Below are 17,188 nucleotides of genomic sequence, written 5' to 3' on the forward strand. Positions count from 1 at the left end.
AACATAGAAATAGATATTGAAAGAGAAATAAGCCCTAACAGCATATATTTAGTTAATAGCTCCAACAGCAGAAAAATGAGTGCGAGTTATTATACTCCTACTTCATTATCAAATTTTATGGTTCAAGATGCAGTAAATATAATATTAGAAAATGAAAAATATAAAAAAAATATACTCTCATTAAAAGTGTTAGATAATGCATGCGGAAGCGGACATTTTTTGGTTGATTTTTTAGATGCACTTACAGAAAATATTTATTCAAGAATATTTAAAAGCGAAAACGATGAAGGCGATTTTTATTATTTGTATGATGATATAATGAGCGAAAAAGAAAAAATAAAAGACAATTTAAGCAATTATAATCTTGAAGATATGGAAATTGATGAACTTCAAATATTAAAAAGAATACTATTAAAAAAAGTAATATATGGCGTTGATATAAATTACTTTTCTGTAGAACTTACAAGATTAAGTTTGTGGCTAAAAACCTTTATATTTGGTACACCTTTAAGCTTTATAGAACATCATATTAAAGAAGGCAATTCATTAATAGGAAGCACTATAGAAGAGGGACAAAAAGCATTAAGCGAATATTATGAAGATGAACATAATCAGAGAGATTTATTTTCTCAGGATTTTAGAGATGTATTTGCAGAGTTAAAAAATGTATCAGAACAATTATCATCGCTTCCAGACAGCACAACCGAAGAAATAGAAAAATCAAAAAAAATATATATTAATGAAATACTTCCAAAACAGAGAAAACTCTCTTCAATATTAGATTTGGTTACATATAAAAAATTAAAGGAGAGTTTGAAGAAGAAAAAAGATGTTGAAATATTAAGTGCAGACCCTTATGCCAATTTAAGAGACATAAACAATTATAATGAGAAGTCTAAAGATTTTGAAGAAGTAAAAAGAGTAAGCAGAAAATATAAATTTTTTAATTATGATATAGAGTTTCCAGAAAGCTATAATTACGGCTTTGATATAATAATAGGCAACCCTCCTTGGGATAAAGTAAAATTAGACGATAAAGACTTTTTCTCGCAATATAGAAGCAATTACAGAACAATGACAAATAATGAGAAAAAAGAGACGCAGGATAATTTACTAAAATATTATAAAGAGATAAAAGAAGAATATGAAGACACTAATAAAAGAATAAATACAATATTATCATATTATGGTGCTTACTACCCACTAAATGAAGGTGCGGGAGATACAAATTTATTTAGATTATTCATTGAAAGAAATATTAATTTAATTTCTATAAACGGTTCTTTAATATATGTTACTCCTTCAGCTTGGACTTATGAAGAAGGCTCAATAAATATAAGAAAATATATATTTGATAATTTATATTTCAGATATTTTTATCAGTTTGAAAATAGAGAAAAGGTTTTTAAAGATGTAGATTCAAGATATAAATTTGCTGTATGGTCTGTAAAAAAAGAAAAAATAATAAATAAAGATTATAAAGTGCCTTGTTTCTTTATGGAGCATAATGCTGAAAGGCTTTATAAAGAAAATAAAAATGAAATATTATACCCGCTTGATTTTTCAAGAAAGTATTTTGAAGACAGCTATATGATGCCAGAAATAGAGAATTATTCTAATATAAATATACTTGAAAAAATGTACTCTATAGGAAAAAAGATAGACAGCGAATATATAGATTTTTTTAGAGAACTTGATATGACTAATGATAAAGATCTATTTTTGGAAAAAAGAGATAATGATGAAATGCCTCTTTATGAAGGGAAAAAAATTAATCAATTTGATTCTAAATTTTCAGAAGTTAAGTCTTTTGTAGATAAAAACCAATTGGAAGAAAGGCTTTTTTCAAAAGAAGTATATAGAATGGTAGATAATATTTATGATGATGTTAATAATAAATTTAAAGATAAAAATAAATCAGGCAAAGAAAATAGAATAATGGAATATTTAGGAATAGATAAAAAAGAAGAATTTAGCCAATATATAGTTTATGATTATACTTTTCCAAGGCTTGCATTCAGGGCTATAGCGAGTAATACTAATGAAAGAACATTAATAAGCTGTATTATACCGTCAAATTCTACTGCTGGAAATTCTCTATATATATCGTATTCAAAAAAATATTATTTAGAAGATAAAGATATAAAAATAAAAACTGTTCCTTTCAAAAGGATTTTATGGGTTAATGCTTTATTCAATAGTATAGTGCTTGATTATGTTTTGAGGTTTTTAGTAGATATGAATGTTAATAAAACTTATCTTATGAAAGTGCCTTTGATACATGCATCTGATAACGAATTAGAAACTGAGCCTTACTCCACAATTTGCAATAATGCTTTTGCTCTTTCTCTATACAACAACAAAGAGCTCTCCTCCTTTCATTCTCTGCCTGATGGTTTTGAAATACCTAATAACAGCAAAGATTATGATATGCTTCAAATTCAAAATGATATTTTAATTGCTAAACTTTACAACATATCTTTTGATGAACTAAATAATATGCTCAAAACTTTTAAGGTGCTTAATGATAAAAAACCGCATTATGTGAAAACCTTGATTGATAAGACTAAAACTATTTTGAAATAATTGAATGCCTTTTTATAGAATATTCATTATTGAAAAATACGCCCAATTAGTATATAATTATTTGTTATAATGCTAAAACATTTTTATTAAGGAGAATTAAATGAAAAATATTACTATCAAAATTAAAGGAATGGGCTGTCAAAATTGCGTTAAAGCTGTTACTGAAGAGCTTACTGCTTTAGATGGTATAAGCAAAGTAAATGTGAGCTTAGAAAATGCTTGTGCTGAAGTGGAATATGATGAAAGCAAAGTTACTACAGATAAAATGCTTGAAGTAATTAAAGAATTAGAATACGAGCCTAGTTTATAATATGTTTGCTTTTATAGAAGGTAAAGTTTGCACGATATCAGAGGGAATCATTGCTCTTTTATGTTCTAATGGGGTCGCTTACGAGATTATAGTATCAAAAAAGTTAAATGTTAACAACGATGATAATATAAGACTATACACTCAATTAATACATAAAGAAGATTCTATGACGCTTTATGGTTTTAGAACAAGAGAAGAAAAAAAGATGTTTAATACTTTAATGTCTGCCTCTGGTGTTGGGGCAAAACTTGCAATGGAAGTTCTCTCTACATATTCAATAGATGAAATAATGCATATACTCTTTAATAAAGATATTAATATGCTTAAAAAAGTTCAGGGAATGGGAGTAAAAAAGGCTGAAAAACTTTTATTTGAAATTAGAGATAAAATAGAAAAGATAGACATAAATATTTCTTCTTCAAAAATATCATATAATGAAAATGAAAGCGATGTAATAAAGGCTCTTATATCATTAGGCTTTTCAAATAATGAAGCTGTAAAAGCATTGTCAAACATAGAAAATAAAGAAAATAAAACAACAGAAGATTTAATTAGCTTAGCATTAAGAAACTTAAGCAGCATATAAAAAGGATTTAATAAAATGCCTAATACTCTTTTTATAATAATGATACTATACTGGTTTTCTTTATACACTTACATACCTTTTCAAGTACCGTATTTATATGCTTTAAATGTAACGCCTTCTATAGTAGGTATAATACTTGGGCTTTACGGTGCTTCGCAGATGATACTTAGATTTCCTTTCGGTATAATAAGCGATTATTTTGGTAAGTATAAAATATTTATAGTATTAGGTTCATTACTTTCTGCTGTTTCTTGTGTTATAAAAATGGTTTATCCTACTGCTAATGGCTTTTTAGTCGGCAATATATTAACAGGTGTTGCTGCTTCTACTTGGCTTATGTATATGGTTTTATATTATTCTTATTTCGACAGAAGCAAAGAACATATGGCTGCTAGTAAATGTTTGGTTGCTAATGTTATAGGAATGTTTTTAGGATTTTTGTTTGCCACTATATTTTATCAAAAGTTTGGAATGAACCTTATGCTTATTGCCGCTGCTTTGGCTGCTTTGGCTGCAACTATATTAGCACTTTTCTTAAAAGAAGAGAAGAGAGAGAAAAAAAACAATATAAAAGATTTAATATTAGTTATAAAAAACAAAAGATTATTATTTTTCTCTGTATTAAGTATAATAGAACAAGGCATACATATGGCCGCATCTGTGTCATTTACTCTAAACAGAATAAAAGAACTTGGAGGTGCATCATACCTTGTTGGAATAGCATCACTGCTTAATATGTTTTTTGCAATAGTGAGTGCATATATAGCAAGCACTTCATTTGCAAGCAAGAGAGGCTCAAAATTTTATGTTCCATTTTCTTTTGTGCTTTTAGGTTTATACTGTGTGTCTGTAATACTCACAAAAAATATATTTGTAATAGTAGCTTCTCAAATACTCTCAGGATTATCAATAGGAATGCTCGCATCATATCTTACAAGCGAGGCTCTCATTGAAATAGACAGAAATAAAAAATCTTCTGCTATGGGTTTTTATCAAACAGCTTATTCAATCGGAATATTTATTTACCCTATCATAACAGGTAAAATAGTAGAAATGTATTCTATAGAGATTGCATATATATTTTTAACTGCCAGTGCTGTAATATGTGCATTTATAGCTTTATTATATTATAGAAAAATAAAAACAAATTAATAAACTATGCCGTTATATTTATCTATAAACTCCATAGTCTTTTTACTAGCACCATTATTTTGTATAAGAAGCTCATAGGCACTATTTGCTAACTTTTCTCTAAGCTCTTTATTCTCATAAGCAAGTTTTATAACTTCCGGAAGATTCTCTTTTTCTTTGCAATTAAAAACACTCTCTTTCATATATTCGTAAATCTCTATAAAGTTATACATATACCTTCCAACTATCACAGCCTTTTTGAAATAAATAGCCTCAAGTATATTATGTCCGCCCATATTGCCAATAAAAGTACCCCCCATTATAACAAGGTCAGAAAGTTTATACCAATTAAGAAGCTCCCCTATTGTGTTTATAATAATACCGTCTTCAGAACTTCTATCATAATCAGTATAAAGTGGCAAATTATATCCCAACTTTGAAGCAGTATTTTTTATATCTTCTCCTCTCTCTATATTTCTTGGCACTATTACAATATATACATCATCTTTTATGCCTATTTTATCTATAGCTTTTAATATAATTTCTTCTTCATTACTATGAGTACTTCCTGCAACTATCACAAATTTATTTACAGGTATCATGCTCTCTAAACTGTCTATCTTTTTTTCATCTACACTATAATTAATATCATATTTCAAATTACCAGTAACAGATATTAATTTTTTAGGCATACCTATGGTAATCATATTTTGCATATCAATACTGCTTTGTGCAAGTATTTTGGCATACATATTAAAATAAGGCTTAAAGAAAAATTGAAAGTTTTTATATCCTTTAAGCTCTTTTTTACCAATTCTGCCATTGATTAAAAATATAGGTATAAGTCTCTTATGAAGCATATATATCATAGTAGGCCATATTTCAATTTCAGCTATCATCACATATTCTGGAGATATTAAATTTATAAGCTTATTAATCATATGAGGATAATCTAAAGTTAAATAAAAAAGCTCTACTTTATCACCATAATTTTTTTTGGCAATATCATATCCGCCTACAGTAGTTGTAGATAAATAAACAGTATATCCTCTATCAATTAAATTAAACACCATCTCTCTAACTGCAACTATCTCACCCACACTAACAGCATGAATCCATACAGCATTCTTTTTATTTTCTTTAGGGTAAATAAATCCCAATCTCGATAAAGCACCCTTTCTTATAGGTTTATTAAAAAACATCATAATAGAAAAAGCTATAAAAATAAAAGGATAAGCAATATATCCAAAAATAAAATATATATAAAGAAGAAATAACTGCATTATTAAACTTTCCAACAATTAGAAAATAATGATTATTAATGTAAATAATATTATTAAAACATATATAGATAAAGAAATTAAAGCCTTTACTATAGCATGCTGCTTTCTAGTACCCCAATCGCATCTTGCAGATACGGCTATAAAAGAAATAAAAATACCTATCTGTATAACATTTAATAAAATCAGCATTACTAAATTAAATCCAGAAGTGATATTTTTATGTGCCATTATTATAAATGCCGCTATAGGAAAAAGCATAAATATAGAAGCATTAATTATCTTATGTATAACAATATATTTACTCATAGCTAAAATTATAATATATATATGTATTATGTCAAATATTTTATATGGTTGTATTTTTATAGAGATATTATCAATTTTTGCATACATGTACGCTTTAAGAAAGTGAAATATTTTATTTTTATATTTATGAAATATATATAAAGTAATACCATATGTTTTTGGCTATACTTGATAGAAATGCAGTTGTTTTGGTTCTTTTATACCAATAAAAGAACTGGGGTGCTACCCTAAGGGCACGCTTCGCAGGGGGCAAAGCCCTGCAAATATTTCAATTTTAAAAATTCATTTTTGACAAAATATAGTTGTTTAGGGATATAGTAAAAATTTTAAAATTTATAAGAAATTAGTTTTTTATTCAACTTTTTCCCGCCGCAAAAAGTGCAAACAAAAAAATAATAATATTGATTACATATTTAGCCAAAATGTAGTTCTTTTGATTCTTTAGGTCACACTGAAAGGATACTCCTTCAGTCGCAAAAGAATTAGCTCATAACACATCAAATATTTTATGTAATTGTATTTTTTTTATTATAATGTAATATTAACATAATATATAAAAAGGATATTAATTTTGAGAACAATAAGATTAGATATAGAAACAAGAGAAAAAAGTTTTTTGTCACCAGCAGCATCATTTTCTTCAAACAGTAAAGGCTGTCAATACCCAAGAGAAGAAGACGATATAAGAACACTTTATATGCAAGACAGAGATAGAATAATACATAGCGAATATTTTAGAAGATTAAAAGACAAAGCACAAGTAATAATGCTTTCTGTTGGAGACTTTAGAACAAGACTCACACATACATTAGAAGTAATGCAAATAGCAAGAAGCATAGCAAGAGTATTAAGACTTAATGAAGATTTAACAGAAGCCATAGCATTAGGTCATGATTTGGGGCATTCGCCATTTGGACATGCTGGTGAGAAAGCTATATCAAAATATTTCAAAGGCTTTCATCATTCTGTGCAATCTTTAAGAGTAGTAGAGCATTTAGAAAAAGGCAAAGGACTTAACCTCACATTCGAAGTGAGAGACGGTATACTAAAACATACAAAAGGAAAAACAGGAAAATTACTCACAGATTCATCAGGACCTTCTACTAATGAGGGTATGATTGTAAGAATTGCTGATACTATAGCCTATGCCAATCATGATGTTGATGATGCTATAAGGTACGGACTTTTAAATTATCATGATATACCAAAAGATATAATAAATGTTCTTGGAAAAAGTTACGGAGAGAGGGCTGATACTATGATAATGGGAGTAATTAATGCCAGTATAGAAAAAATGTCTATAGATATAGATGAAAAAGTATTAAAGGCCATTAATGATTTAAGGGCTTTTATGTTTAAAAATGTTTATGAGAGTAATGAAATATTGGAAGATGTTGATAGGGTAAATAGAATAATATCTACTATATTTGAATATTTATTAAAGCATAAAGATATTATTGAAGAAGATAAATTATTTAAAAAAGCAGATATAGCGTATAACAGCGATGAAGAATTGGTAAAAGACTATGTTGCACATCTCACAGACTCTGAAGCTATAAAACTCCACAAGTCTATTACCTACGGCAAACTTAATTCTATTTATTGAAAATAGTTATACGGAAACAAATATGTACCTAAACAAATACATTTTGTCAATTAATATATTTTTAAATATATTATCAACTTTTTTGCCGCTCAAAAAAGTTGCAAAAAACGCATATACTACAGCTTAATATTTTAAGAATATGTATTAAATATAACACTATTGTTTCGTATAAAAATGCAGTCCTTTTGCTTCTTTGGGTCATACCCACAGGTACTTCCTACGGTCACCAAAAGAAGTGTGGTACTACCCTACGGGCACGCTTCGCAGGGGGGCAAAGCCCTGCAAATATTTTAATTTAAAAAATTCATTTTTGACAAAATATAGTTGTTTAGGTATAATTAAAAATAATAAATGATAAAGGAGTATAAAATGTCTAACGATATACCTAAATTTAAATATGTCGATGATAATATTGTTAAAAATTTTTTTGAAAAGAAAGATAATAAAGTATTATGCAAATGCTGCGAAAAGGAAACTGATTTGGTTTATTATACTATTCCATATTGCGAAGATGATATAGAACCACTATGCCCCGAATGCATAGCAAACGGAAAAGCAGCTAAAAAATTTGATTGTGATTTTATTGATGTACCTTTTGACAGTGATAATATTATAGAAAACATAGATGAAAAAATTGCGGAACTCACAAAAAGAACCCCTCAATATTCAGCTTGGCAAGAGCCATATTATCCAAATCATTGCGATGATTTTTGTAAATTTATTTCTTATGTAGGCTATAAAGAATTAAAAGAAAAAAATTTATTAGATAAAATAATCATATCCTCTGATAATGATGAAGATTCTGTAAGAGAATATATTGAAGATTTAGAAATAGGAGGAAGGGTTCAAGGATATTTGTTTGAATGCTTGAAATGCGGGCAATTAATTTTGCATACAGACTGCGATTAATTTGATATTTGCTGTATATAGCAATTTTTTAAGTTTATCAGAAATAAGTTTTTTATTCAACTTTTTCCCGCCTTCGCACCTAAAGGTACTCCCTTCAGTCGCCCTAAAGGACTCCTTTCAGTCGCGGTGCGGACTTCGTCAAAGTTTTTGCCATTCTGGCACGCTTCGCGAAAGTGCAAGTAAAAGAATAATACTAATAATATTTATTATATATTTTTGCCAAAATGTAGTTCTTCGCAAAGAGTAATTTTTACGAATTTTACAGAGCATATGTATCAAAAAAGTTGATAACATTTCTATGAGATATAGAGATTCACAAAATGTATTTATTACAATGATGCATCACAACTATATTACAGAAGTTTTGAACTCGCTTACAAAAGTGGAATCTTGATTGTCTTTTAAAATAACTTTGGAAGTGTATATTGAAGGAGGCAAATAATTACCGTTTTTGTCTATAGCAGACCATATTGCTGTAGCTTCCTTTTTATCGGCAGATATAGTCATAGTTTTTTCATCTACCAAATTACCCTCTTGAGAATAAATATAAAGCTTAGCCTCTATTATCTCTCCTGTATCTATAGAAACTTTAAAAGTAGTATGTGTTTCTTTAGGGTTAAAAGGATTAGGATAATTAAAAAACTCTTTAATGTTAGAGCTAGGTTTATTTGTGGAACAAGATATATAAAGAATAGCTAAAGAAGTTATTAAAAACAACTTAGCTATTCTTTTAAAAAAATTATTTTTCATTAATTAGTCAGTAGTGAATAATATTCTTCCGCAGTGGAAGCACATAATTATCTGATTCTGTCTTCTAACTTCATTAACAGTCATTTTAGGTATAGCTACATTACAAGCACTGCATTTATAATTTTCAATTTTTGCAAGAGCTTCACCTTTATTTTCTTTAATTCTCTTATAGTTTTCTAATACAGCAACATCAATTTTGCTTAAAATAGTATCTTTATATTTTTTGTACTCTTCTAAAACTAAATCTGATTTTTGCTGAGAGTGAGTAGAACTATAAAGTTCATAAGCTTTAATTTGTATTTCAGCTCTTTCAAGTTCTATAAGGAATTTAATTTGTTTTTCTGCCTCAAATTTTTCATCTAATTTTTTGAAAGATTCTAATACAGTTTCTAACTCTTCAAAATTCTTAGTAGCTATTATTTTATCTAATATTTCTTTTTGGTTAACTAAAAAGAATATTTGAGAAAGATTTAAAAGATAATCTTGAGGGTTTTCAAGATCAGAAAGTATAGCAAATACGAGTTTAACAGGACTCTTTTCATCAGAATCTGAGTCATAGTTTATCTCATTTTTTAGGAAACCTACAAATATGTCAGTTTTACCATAACCCTGAATTCTACCATGCGGAACTGCAACGCCATTACCAATATTAGTTGTGTACTCATCTTCTCTCTTTTTCAAAGCATCAAATATAGAATCAGTAGAAAGTGAAGAAACAGAAGCTATTTTTTCACTTAAAGCTTTGAAAAGAGAATCCTTATCTTTTGATTCTAAGCCTTCAAATACATGTTCTTTTTTTATTTTGTCAATAATCTTGAGCATATAATCTCCTAATTTATTATTAAAATATTATATTATAGTATATAAAAAATATCAACTTATATTTATATACATTTTAACCCTATTCAGCATTTCCAAGCAAAGCCTTACGCTCTTCAATAACCTTATCAGCCAAAGGACCAGTAAGCTCTTGATAATGTGAATGTTCCATCTCAAAAGTACCTCTTCCAGAAGTAGAAGCCTTCATTTCTATAGAATAAGTAAGCATCTCTGAAAGCGGAACTTCTGCCTTAATCATTTGTACAGTGTTTGATGCAGCCTCCATTCCTAAAATTTTGCCTCTTTTACCTGTGAGCTCATTCATTATAGAACCAGTAAACTCTTCAGGCACATAAACTGTAACCTTCATAACAGGTTCAAGCAGCACAGGTGAAGCATTTTTAAAAGCCTCCTTAGCAGCCATAGATGCAGCTATTCTAAATGATAATTCATTAGAATCTACATCATGGTACTTACCATCATAAACTCTAACTTTAACATCCACCATAGGGTATCTTCCTAAAGGTCCTTGTGCTAAAGCATCTTGTATACCCTTTTCTACACCAGGTATATATTGTTTAGGTATAGCACCTCCAAATATATCGTTTATAAATTCATAACCGCCGTCACGAGGAAGAGGTGAAACTTCTAAATGAACCTCTCCAAATTGTCCGCTTCCGCCTGATTGTTTTTTATGTCTGTATTGTGCTTGTGCTTGTTTTCTTATTGTCTCTCTATATGCAACTCTTGGAACACTTTGCTCTATTTCTGCTTTTGTAAGAGCAATAACTCTATCTAATGCCAATTTTACTTGCAAATCTCCCATAGCTTTTATGATAGTTTCTTTTGTTTCGCTATCAAACTCTACATGGAAAGTTAAATCTTCTTGACTAATAGTGTCTAATACTTCCAATGCTTTTACATCATTTTTAAGTATTTTAATTGCTGTAAAATATATTGGCTGAGGAACTTTAAGAGGTAAGAATTGGAAAGGTGAAGAAGGTACGCTTATAGTATCGCCTGTTCTACAATCAGAAAGTTTTGCTAATACTCCAATATCGCCTGCTGTGATTGTATCTGCCTCTATTTGTTTTTTTCCTCTTGCTATATATATGTGCGAAACTTTTTCTTTTTTGCCTGTTCTGGAATTATATATTTCATCGCCGCTTTTTATACTTCCAGAACGAACTTTAAAGAAAGAAATACGTCCTGCATATTGGTCTATTGTTGTTTTAAATACAAAAGCTGCAAATGGATTATTATCGCCTAATATAGACCTTGTAGCAGGTTCATTAGTTAAAAGGTCAGTACCGTCTGTAACAGGCACATAAGAAGGCGAAGGCATATATCTTATTATTGTATCAAGTACAGCACCCATTCCTATATCTCTAATGGATGTACCAAAAAGAATAGGTACTACCTTGTATTGAAGAATAGATTTAGTTAAAGCTTCTATATATTCTTCATCGGTAAACTTACCGCCATCTAAGAACTTTTCTGTTAAACTGTCATCTACTTCACATACAAGCTCTTTTAATCTGTCTCTTGTAGCTCTATATTCATCATAATACTCTTCTGGTATTTCTGCTTCTACTATCTTACCCTCTTCATCTCTAAAGAAAGCCTTATGATAAATAACATCTATAATACCCTTAAAATCTTTACCATTACCCATAGGTATTTGTATAGGCACTACAGGAGGCTCTTTAAAATTGTTTTCTATCTTTTCTAATAAAGCCTTATGATCAACCATGTCTTTATCAATTTTATTAATAAATACGATTCTTGGTCTTTTGAAATTATTAGCCATTTGCCAATGCTTTTCGGTTTCTATCTGTATGCCAAACTCAGCATCTATTACAACAATACATGATTCTGCAACTCTTAAAGCTGGGTTAATATCGCCGCTAAAATCACCCGAACCAGGAATATCCAGCAGATTAATCTTATGGTCTTTCCACTCTATAAAACTTAAAGAAGTACGAATGGACATTTTCTGCTTAATCTCTTCATCTGTATAATCGCTTACTGTAGTACCTCTTGCCACTTCTCCTTTTTTGTCAATACACTTAGCTCTAAAAAGCAAAGCTTCATTCAAAGAAGTTTTACCACTTCCAACATGCCCTAATAGGGCTACATTACGAATACTTTCTGGGTTGTAAATTTTTCCCATAAACATTCCTCCTTATGATGGCGGTTATTTTTATTATTAATGTTTTTATGATTTTCTATTGACTTGTGATTGCTTAGAAGATAAGCAGGTTCATAGAAAGCTAAATACTGCATGTTAACTCAAGTATAGTAAAAAAAGTATCAAAAATCAAATTCTACTACCTATTTTTAACACAAAAATTAATATTTATTTATGAAATAACAATTATATTATAAGAATTTATTGATAAAATGTTTATATTAATGTATGATATGTATCATTTTTGAGTGCGGAGAGTTATGTGTTTATGAATTTACTTAGAAAAATTAATTTTAAATTGTTTATCGTTCTAATCATACAAGCTTTAATCCCTTCTATTTACTCAACTTTCAGAATATATTTGTTAGACAGCTATCCTAATGCAAGCGGTATCAATATAGCATCACAGCAAATGTGGTTAGGAATTATATATGAAGTATTTGAAGAAGCAATAATAGCTCCTCTATTTTTCTTTTTAGGAAATATAAAAGATGATGATATTAATAATCATAAAGAAGTTTTTATAAATAAATTAAGAAGCTCCATTATAATAATAACATTTATATATATTATAATGGCTTTAATTATAAATATATTTGCTGGAAACCTTGTTACTGCAATGAAACAGCAAATTGATTTATATGCTCAAACAACAACATATATAAAATTAGAATCTTTTGCTAACATTGCTATAGTATTATTTCATTTAATGATTATAGCTCATACTTCTTTGGAAAATTATAAATCAATATTTGCAATAACTACAATAAAAATGTTTCTAACTATTATTCTTGATATATTATTTGTCTCTCAATATAGCATATCATTAAACTTGGGTGTTAATGGTATAGCGTACAATAACATAATATCTAACTTAATATCAGTTATAATTGCCATATTTTTATTGAATAAATGCGGATATAATATTTTCTCTAAAACAAAATTGACTTTCCTATGGAATAAAAAGATTACTTCTCTAAATGTGGTATCTGGGCTTGAATCTTTTTATAGAAACTTAATTTATAGTATAGTGCTTGTGAGAATGATAAATATTGTAGGAGAACAGGGAAATTATTGGATTGCTAATTCTTTTTACTGGGCTTGGCTATTAATACCAATAAATCAAATAGGAACTCTCATAAAAACAGACTTATCAAAAAAACATAATAGAAGCTTAAAACCTTATGTATTATTAACTACTATATTTGTGTTAATATGGATAGCTTTAATACCAACTTATAAATATTTTATAAAATACATAATGAATGCTCAAAATCTTGAATCGGTTATGAACTTGGTTATGATACTTTTTCCTTTTTATATATGCTATGCATACTACACCATCATTTCAAGTTTATTATATGCAATAGGTCAAATAAAATATATGCTGCTACAGTCTTTCTTAGTTAATACTTTCTTTAATATTCCATACTTTATTTTATATTTAAAAGGTGTGTATGAAATAACATTATTAAATATAACATTGAGATTTGGATTAGCTATATTAATATCAACTGTAATAATATATATAATTTATTTCACTATGATAAGAAAATTAAAGAATAATGAAATATAATTAAAAAAGCGTAGATATTAAAAAAATACCTACGGTCTATAAAACATTAAATAATTATTATTTTAATATATCTAAAACCTGAGAAGGAAAGTACCATTTAGATTTTACTTAGTTTGTATTATAAACTATAACTTTATTATATTATGAATGCAAAGATATAAAAGAAATAAAAATATAAAAAAGAATTTTAACCTTATAAAAAGATAACTCTTAAAATTTAACACTATTTAAAGAATTTGCTATCCTCATTAAAGAATCTTCCAAATAATAAACAGGAAACGTATAATTTAATATAAAATAATAGCCATTATTAGATTCAAAGATTGTATAAAGTATGCTAGTAGCATTATCCATATTAATTTTAAACTGAATATTTTTTATTCCATTAATAGTATAATATTCTTCTGTAAAATTATTTCCATTATTCATCTTTCTTATAAAACTAATTAAAGAATTAAGATTATCTCCCTCTTTTTTAGTATATCCCGCCAAACATGTTATTTTTATTTTCTCGTCTATGAACATACTATCAACATCAAAGTAACCTTTTCCATAACCTGTTTTAGAAATTATATCATCTCTCTCTTTATCTGTTAATTTAATAGAGTTTATTGGAGGAACAAAACTTACATAAGCATTTGTAATAAAATATCTTTCATTAGTAGAAATATCATCTCCTAAGTCTAATTTTTTAAAATTAATTTCTTTGTTGGAAAATAAATCTGCATAATTTAAAGCATAATTATTAGAAACATCATTTATATTTTCTTTTTTATTGCAGCTTAATAATAAAAATATTAATAATAAATAAAAAATATTTCTTTTCATCAATACTTGCCTAAATATTTACCTAACTTAATATTTATGTAGTATCATAATTTTTTATAATAATACATAAATATATAAATAATTAAATTTTATTTAGTAACTGTTACTGTTCTGCTTTGGAAAGTAACAATACTTGTTAAAATATTTAAGAAAAAGTCCCCAGCATTGCATCTAGTATATATCTCATAATCCTTTGCTCCGCCTGCTAATTCTTTAGTATTTACATCACCAACAGGAACTAATCCCCATAAAGCATACCACTGCTTTCTTTCAATCTTCACACCAGTTTGAGGTCCATTACCAACTATATGCCTATGCGATAAACAAGAAGCTGCAAACAATGCCACAACAAACATCATAACAATAAACTTTTTCATTTTTTATCCTTTTTATTTATATAGTGGGTTCGATTTTAGCATAAATATTTTTTTATTACAAATATTTAGCATTATGTGTATAAGCCAGACATATTGAATTAAGTATTTCTTAATTTTTTAAGTAAACAAAAATGAATATCATAATTTAAAACAGAATTATTATATTTTTTAAATTTATTTGATATTGAATAATATTTATATATACAAAAAACTTTTTATATATTATTAAAATTTATAAATAAAAAAGCGTAAGCATTGAAAAACACCTACGCTCTCTAAAACATTAAATATTATTATTAATTATTCAATATATCTAACACTTGAGAAGGAAAATACCATTTAGATTCATTGTAAACAACCACACCATCTAAAGTTTTTTTCTCTCCATCTACAATTATTATATTTCTATTTTTCATTATTTGAGCAGTTTTATCACCAATATGCATAGTAAGAATATGACCGTCTGATGTTAATTCTACACCTGCCTTCTTTAATTCATCTTCACTCATAAACAATTTTTTTGTAGCTTCATCTAAATTTATTCCCATAGCAAAAGCAACATTTTTAGCTATGTCTGTATTGTCTATAACTCCTATAATTCTATTGTTATTAGGTAAATATGTATATAGAGGAACATCTTCACCAGTGTGTCCATGAGTGCTGAAACCTAAATAAGCTCTTTTTGCTAATATTGGTCCTATAGCATAATGTAAATCGTCTCCTGTTTTTCCTCTAAGAGAATTAACCTCTTCTTCTGTCATATCATCTATAGCATAATATTTTTGCATAGCAGTTTTTATATCTTCTCCTGCTTCTATTTTTCTTGCCACATACTCAGCAGAACGTGAAGCTTTTTTTACAGGCTCTATAAAACTTTCTAATTTTCTTTTGTGATAGTCTGAAGAAGTTTCATAATTACCCATAGTAAAACCGCTGTTTCCATGGTCAGTTACCGCTATAACCATAGTATTATTATCTTTTTTGGCAAAATCTAATGCCGCTTTTACAGCATCAACATAAGCCAAAGTATCAGAAACTAATCCAACAGGATCATTAGCATGAGCTGCCCAATCCACTTTTGAAGCCTCCACAATCAAGAAAAAACCTTTATCATTTTTAGAAAGTATATCTATAGCCTTTGAAGTCATTTGAGCTAATGAAGGCTGAGTTGTCTCATCTCTGTCTATTTCATAAGCCAAATCTGCATCAGCAAAAAGTCCTACAACTTTATCGCCTCTAAAAGAATCTAATTCGTCTGAAGTTCTAATTATAGAATAGCCTAAATTAGTCATTTCTGATATTAAATCTTTTCCGTCTTTTCTAACTTCTTTAGTAAAGAACTTATATCCTCCACCTAATATAACATCTATATCTTGAAACACTTGCTGTTCGCTTAAATCATCATAATCTTTTCTAGTGATATCATGAGCAGAAAAAGCTGCAGGAGTGGCATGCATAATTTCTGAAGTTGAAATTACTCCTGTAGATTTGCCGAGAAGCTGAGCTCCTTCCAAAACATTTGCTATAGGTGCTCTTGCTTCAGTAGGTATTGATGAATTAGGAAGTATAGCCTCATCTGGAAGTACACCTATAAACTGCTGATAAGATGATTTATAGCCTGTAGATAAAGCTGTGCCTGCAGGGGCTGAATCTGCTATAGGAGAATCAGCGTTATGTGTTCTCACTGCTCCGCTTAACATCTCATCTATTGCTAATGAATCTCCGCCGTTAAACCATCTTGAGTATGTGATTACATCAGAGCTTTGTCCGTCTGCAATTAAGACTATAACGTTTTTAGCTTTTGAGGTATTTTCTAAATTAGTGTAATGCTGTTGACCGCATCCGATAAAAAATGCGGATAAAAGAAGAATAGGTAATAATTGAATCATAGATTTCTCCAATCTTTATAATTTGGTAAAAATCTGATATC

Annotated in this window: 15 protein-coding genes; 7 read left to right on the plus strand and 8 right to left on the minus strand. The window is 28.3% G+C overall.

Annotation, left to right across the window (positions count from 1 at the left end; translation table 11 throughout):
• Positions 1 to 75: 75 nt before the first annotated feature.
• The 4 genes from R4I97_RS00565 (at position 76) to R4I97_RS00580 (ending at position 4,634) form a co-directional block, all read left to right on the plus strand.
• Complete coding sequence (locus tag R4I97_RS00565; protein ID WP_335783219.1) at positions 76 to 2,586, plus strand: Eco57I restriction-modification methylase domain-containing protein; 2,511 nt, start codon at positions 76 to 78, stop codon at positions 2,584 to 2,586.
• A 100-nt stretch (positions 2,587 to 2,686) separates the two neighbouring features.
• The gene (locus tag R4I97_RS00570) at positions 2,687 to 2,896 is read left to right on the plus strand and encodes a cation transporter (RefSeq protein ID WP_115590258.1); all 210 of its coding nucleotides are present in this window, start codon (positions 2,687 to 2,689) and stop codon (positions 2,894 to 2,896) included.
• A gap of 1 nt (position 2,897) precedes the next feature.
• On the plus strand, positions 2,898 to 3,482 hold the full coding sequence (ruvA, locus tag R4I97_RS00575) for a Holliday junction branch migration protein RuvA (RefSeq protein ID WP_335783220.1): 585 nt from the start codon (positions 2,898 to 2,900) through the stop codon (positions 3,480 to 3,482).
• Positions 3,483 to 3,497: 15 nt separating this feature from the next.
• Positions 3,498 to 4,634: an MFS transporter gene (locus tag R4I97_RS00580; RefSeq protein WP_335783221.1), complete on the plus strand. Its 1,137-nt coding sequence runs from the start codon at positions 3,498 to 3,500 to the stop codon at positions 4,632 to 4,634.
• Here the strand turns inward: R4I97_RS00580 and R4I97_RS00585 are convergent.
• Together R4I97_RS00585 and R4I97_RS00590 are read right to left on the minus strand one after the other, a co-directional pair.
• Positions 4,631 to 5,896, minus strand: a complete 1,266-nt coding sequence (locus R4I97_RS00585; RefSeq protein ID WP_335783222.1) for a 3-deoxy-D-manno-octulosonic acid transferase — start codon at positions 5,894 to 5,896, stop codon at positions 4,631 to 4,633. The two genes, R4I97_RS00580 and R4I97_RS00585, sit on opposite strands and share 4 nt — an antisense overlap.
• 18 nt (positions 5,897 to 5,914) lie before the next feature.
• Entirely contained in the window at positions 5,915 to 6,202 is a 288-nt protein-coding gene (locus R4I97_RS00590) for a hypothetical protein (RefSeq protein WP_335783223.1), read from the minus strand.
• Positions 6,203 to 6,773: 571 nt separating this feature from the next.
• Here R4I97_RS00590 and R4I97_RS00595 point away from each other — a divergent pair.
• Entirely contained in the window at positions 6,774 to 7,808 is a 1,035-nt protein-coding gene (locus R4I97_RS00595) for a deoxyguanosinetriphosphate triphosphohydrolase (RefSeq protein ID WP_335783224.1), read from the plus strand.
• Between the two features lie 369 nt (positions 7,809 to 8,177).
• On the plus strand, positions 8,178 to 8,717 hold the full coding sequence (locus R4I97_RS00600) for a CbrC family protein (RefSeq protein WP_157142899.1): 540 nt from the start codon (positions 8,178 to 8,180) through the stop codon (positions 8,715 to 8,717).
• A 348-nt stretch (positions 8,718 to 9,065) separates the two neighbouring features.
• On the opposite strand, the gene R4I97_RS00605 is transcribed toward R4I97_RS00600, so the two are convergent.
• The 3 genes from R4I97_RS00605 to fusA form a co-directional block, all read right to left on the minus strand.
• Positions 9,066 to 9,467: a hypothetical protein gene (locus tag R4I97_RS00605; protein ID WP_335783225.1), complete on the minus strand. Its 402-nt coding sequence runs from the start codon at positions 9,465 to 9,467 to the stop codon at positions 9,066 to 9,068.
• Between the two features lie 3 nt (positions 9,468 to 9,470).
• Complete coding sequence (locus R4I97_RS00610) at positions 9,471 to 10,289, minus strand: PTS sugar transporter subunit IIA (RefSeq protein WP_013243643.1); 819 nt, start codon at positions 10,287 to 10,289, stop codon at positions 9,471 to 9,473.
• A 79-nt stretch (positions 10,290 to 10,368) separates the two neighbouring features.
• On the minus strand, positions 10,369 to 12,459 hold the full coding sequence (gene fusA / locus R4I97_RS00615; RefSeq protein WP_335783226.1) for an elongation factor G: 2,091 nt from the start codon (positions 12,457 to 12,459) through the stop codon (positions 10,369 to 10,371).
• A gap of 286 nt (positions 12,460 to 12,745) precedes the next feature.
• Between fusA and R4I97_RS00620 the strand changes: the two genes are divergently transcribed.
• Positions 12,746 to 14,053 carry an MATE family Na+-driven efflux transporter gene (locus R4I97_RS00620; RefSeq protein ID WP_335783227.1) on the plus strand — a complete coding sequence of 436 codons (1,308 nt, stop codon included), beginning with the start codon at positions 12,746 to 12,748 and terminating at the stop codon, positions 14,051 to 14,053.
• A 210-nt stretch (positions 14,054 to 14,263) separates the two neighbouring features.
• Here R4I97_RS00620 and R4I97_RS00625 read toward each other — a convergent pair whose 3' ends face one another.
• The 3 genes from R4I97_RS00625 to R4I97_RS00635 all read right to left on the minus strand — a co-directional run bounded on the left by R4I97_RS00625 (position 14,264) and on the right by R4I97_RS00635 (position 17,147).
• The gene (locus R4I97_RS00625; RefSeq protein ID WP_335783228.1) at positions 14,264 to 14,881 is read right to left on the minus strand and encodes a hypothetical protein; all 618 of its coding nucleotides are present in this window, start codon (positions 14,879 to 14,881) and stop codon (positions 14,264 to 14,266) included.
• An 89-nt stretch (positions 14,882 to 14,970) separates the two neighbouring features.
• The gene (locus R4I97_RS00630; RefSeq protein WP_335762165.1) at positions 14,971 to 15,258 is read right to left on the minus strand and encodes a Bor/Iss family lipoprotein; all 288 of its coding nucleotides are present in this window, start codon (positions 15,256 to 15,258) and stop codon (positions 14,971 to 14,973) included.
• Positions 15,259 to 15,554: 296 nt separating this feature from the next.
• Positions 15,555 to 17,147, minus strand: coding sequence for an alkaline phosphatase (locus R4I97_RS00635; RefSeq protein ID WP_335783229.1), 1,593 nt, complete (start codon positions 17,145 to 17,147; stop codon positions 15,555 to 15,557).
• Positions 17,148 to 17,188 lie beyond the last annotated feature (41 nt).

The sequence above is a fragment of the Brachyspira pilosicoli genome, from assembly GCF_036997485.1.
GTDB lineage: Bacteria > Spirochaetota > Brachyspiria > Brachyspirales > Brachyspiraceae > Brachyspira > Brachyspira pilosicoli_C.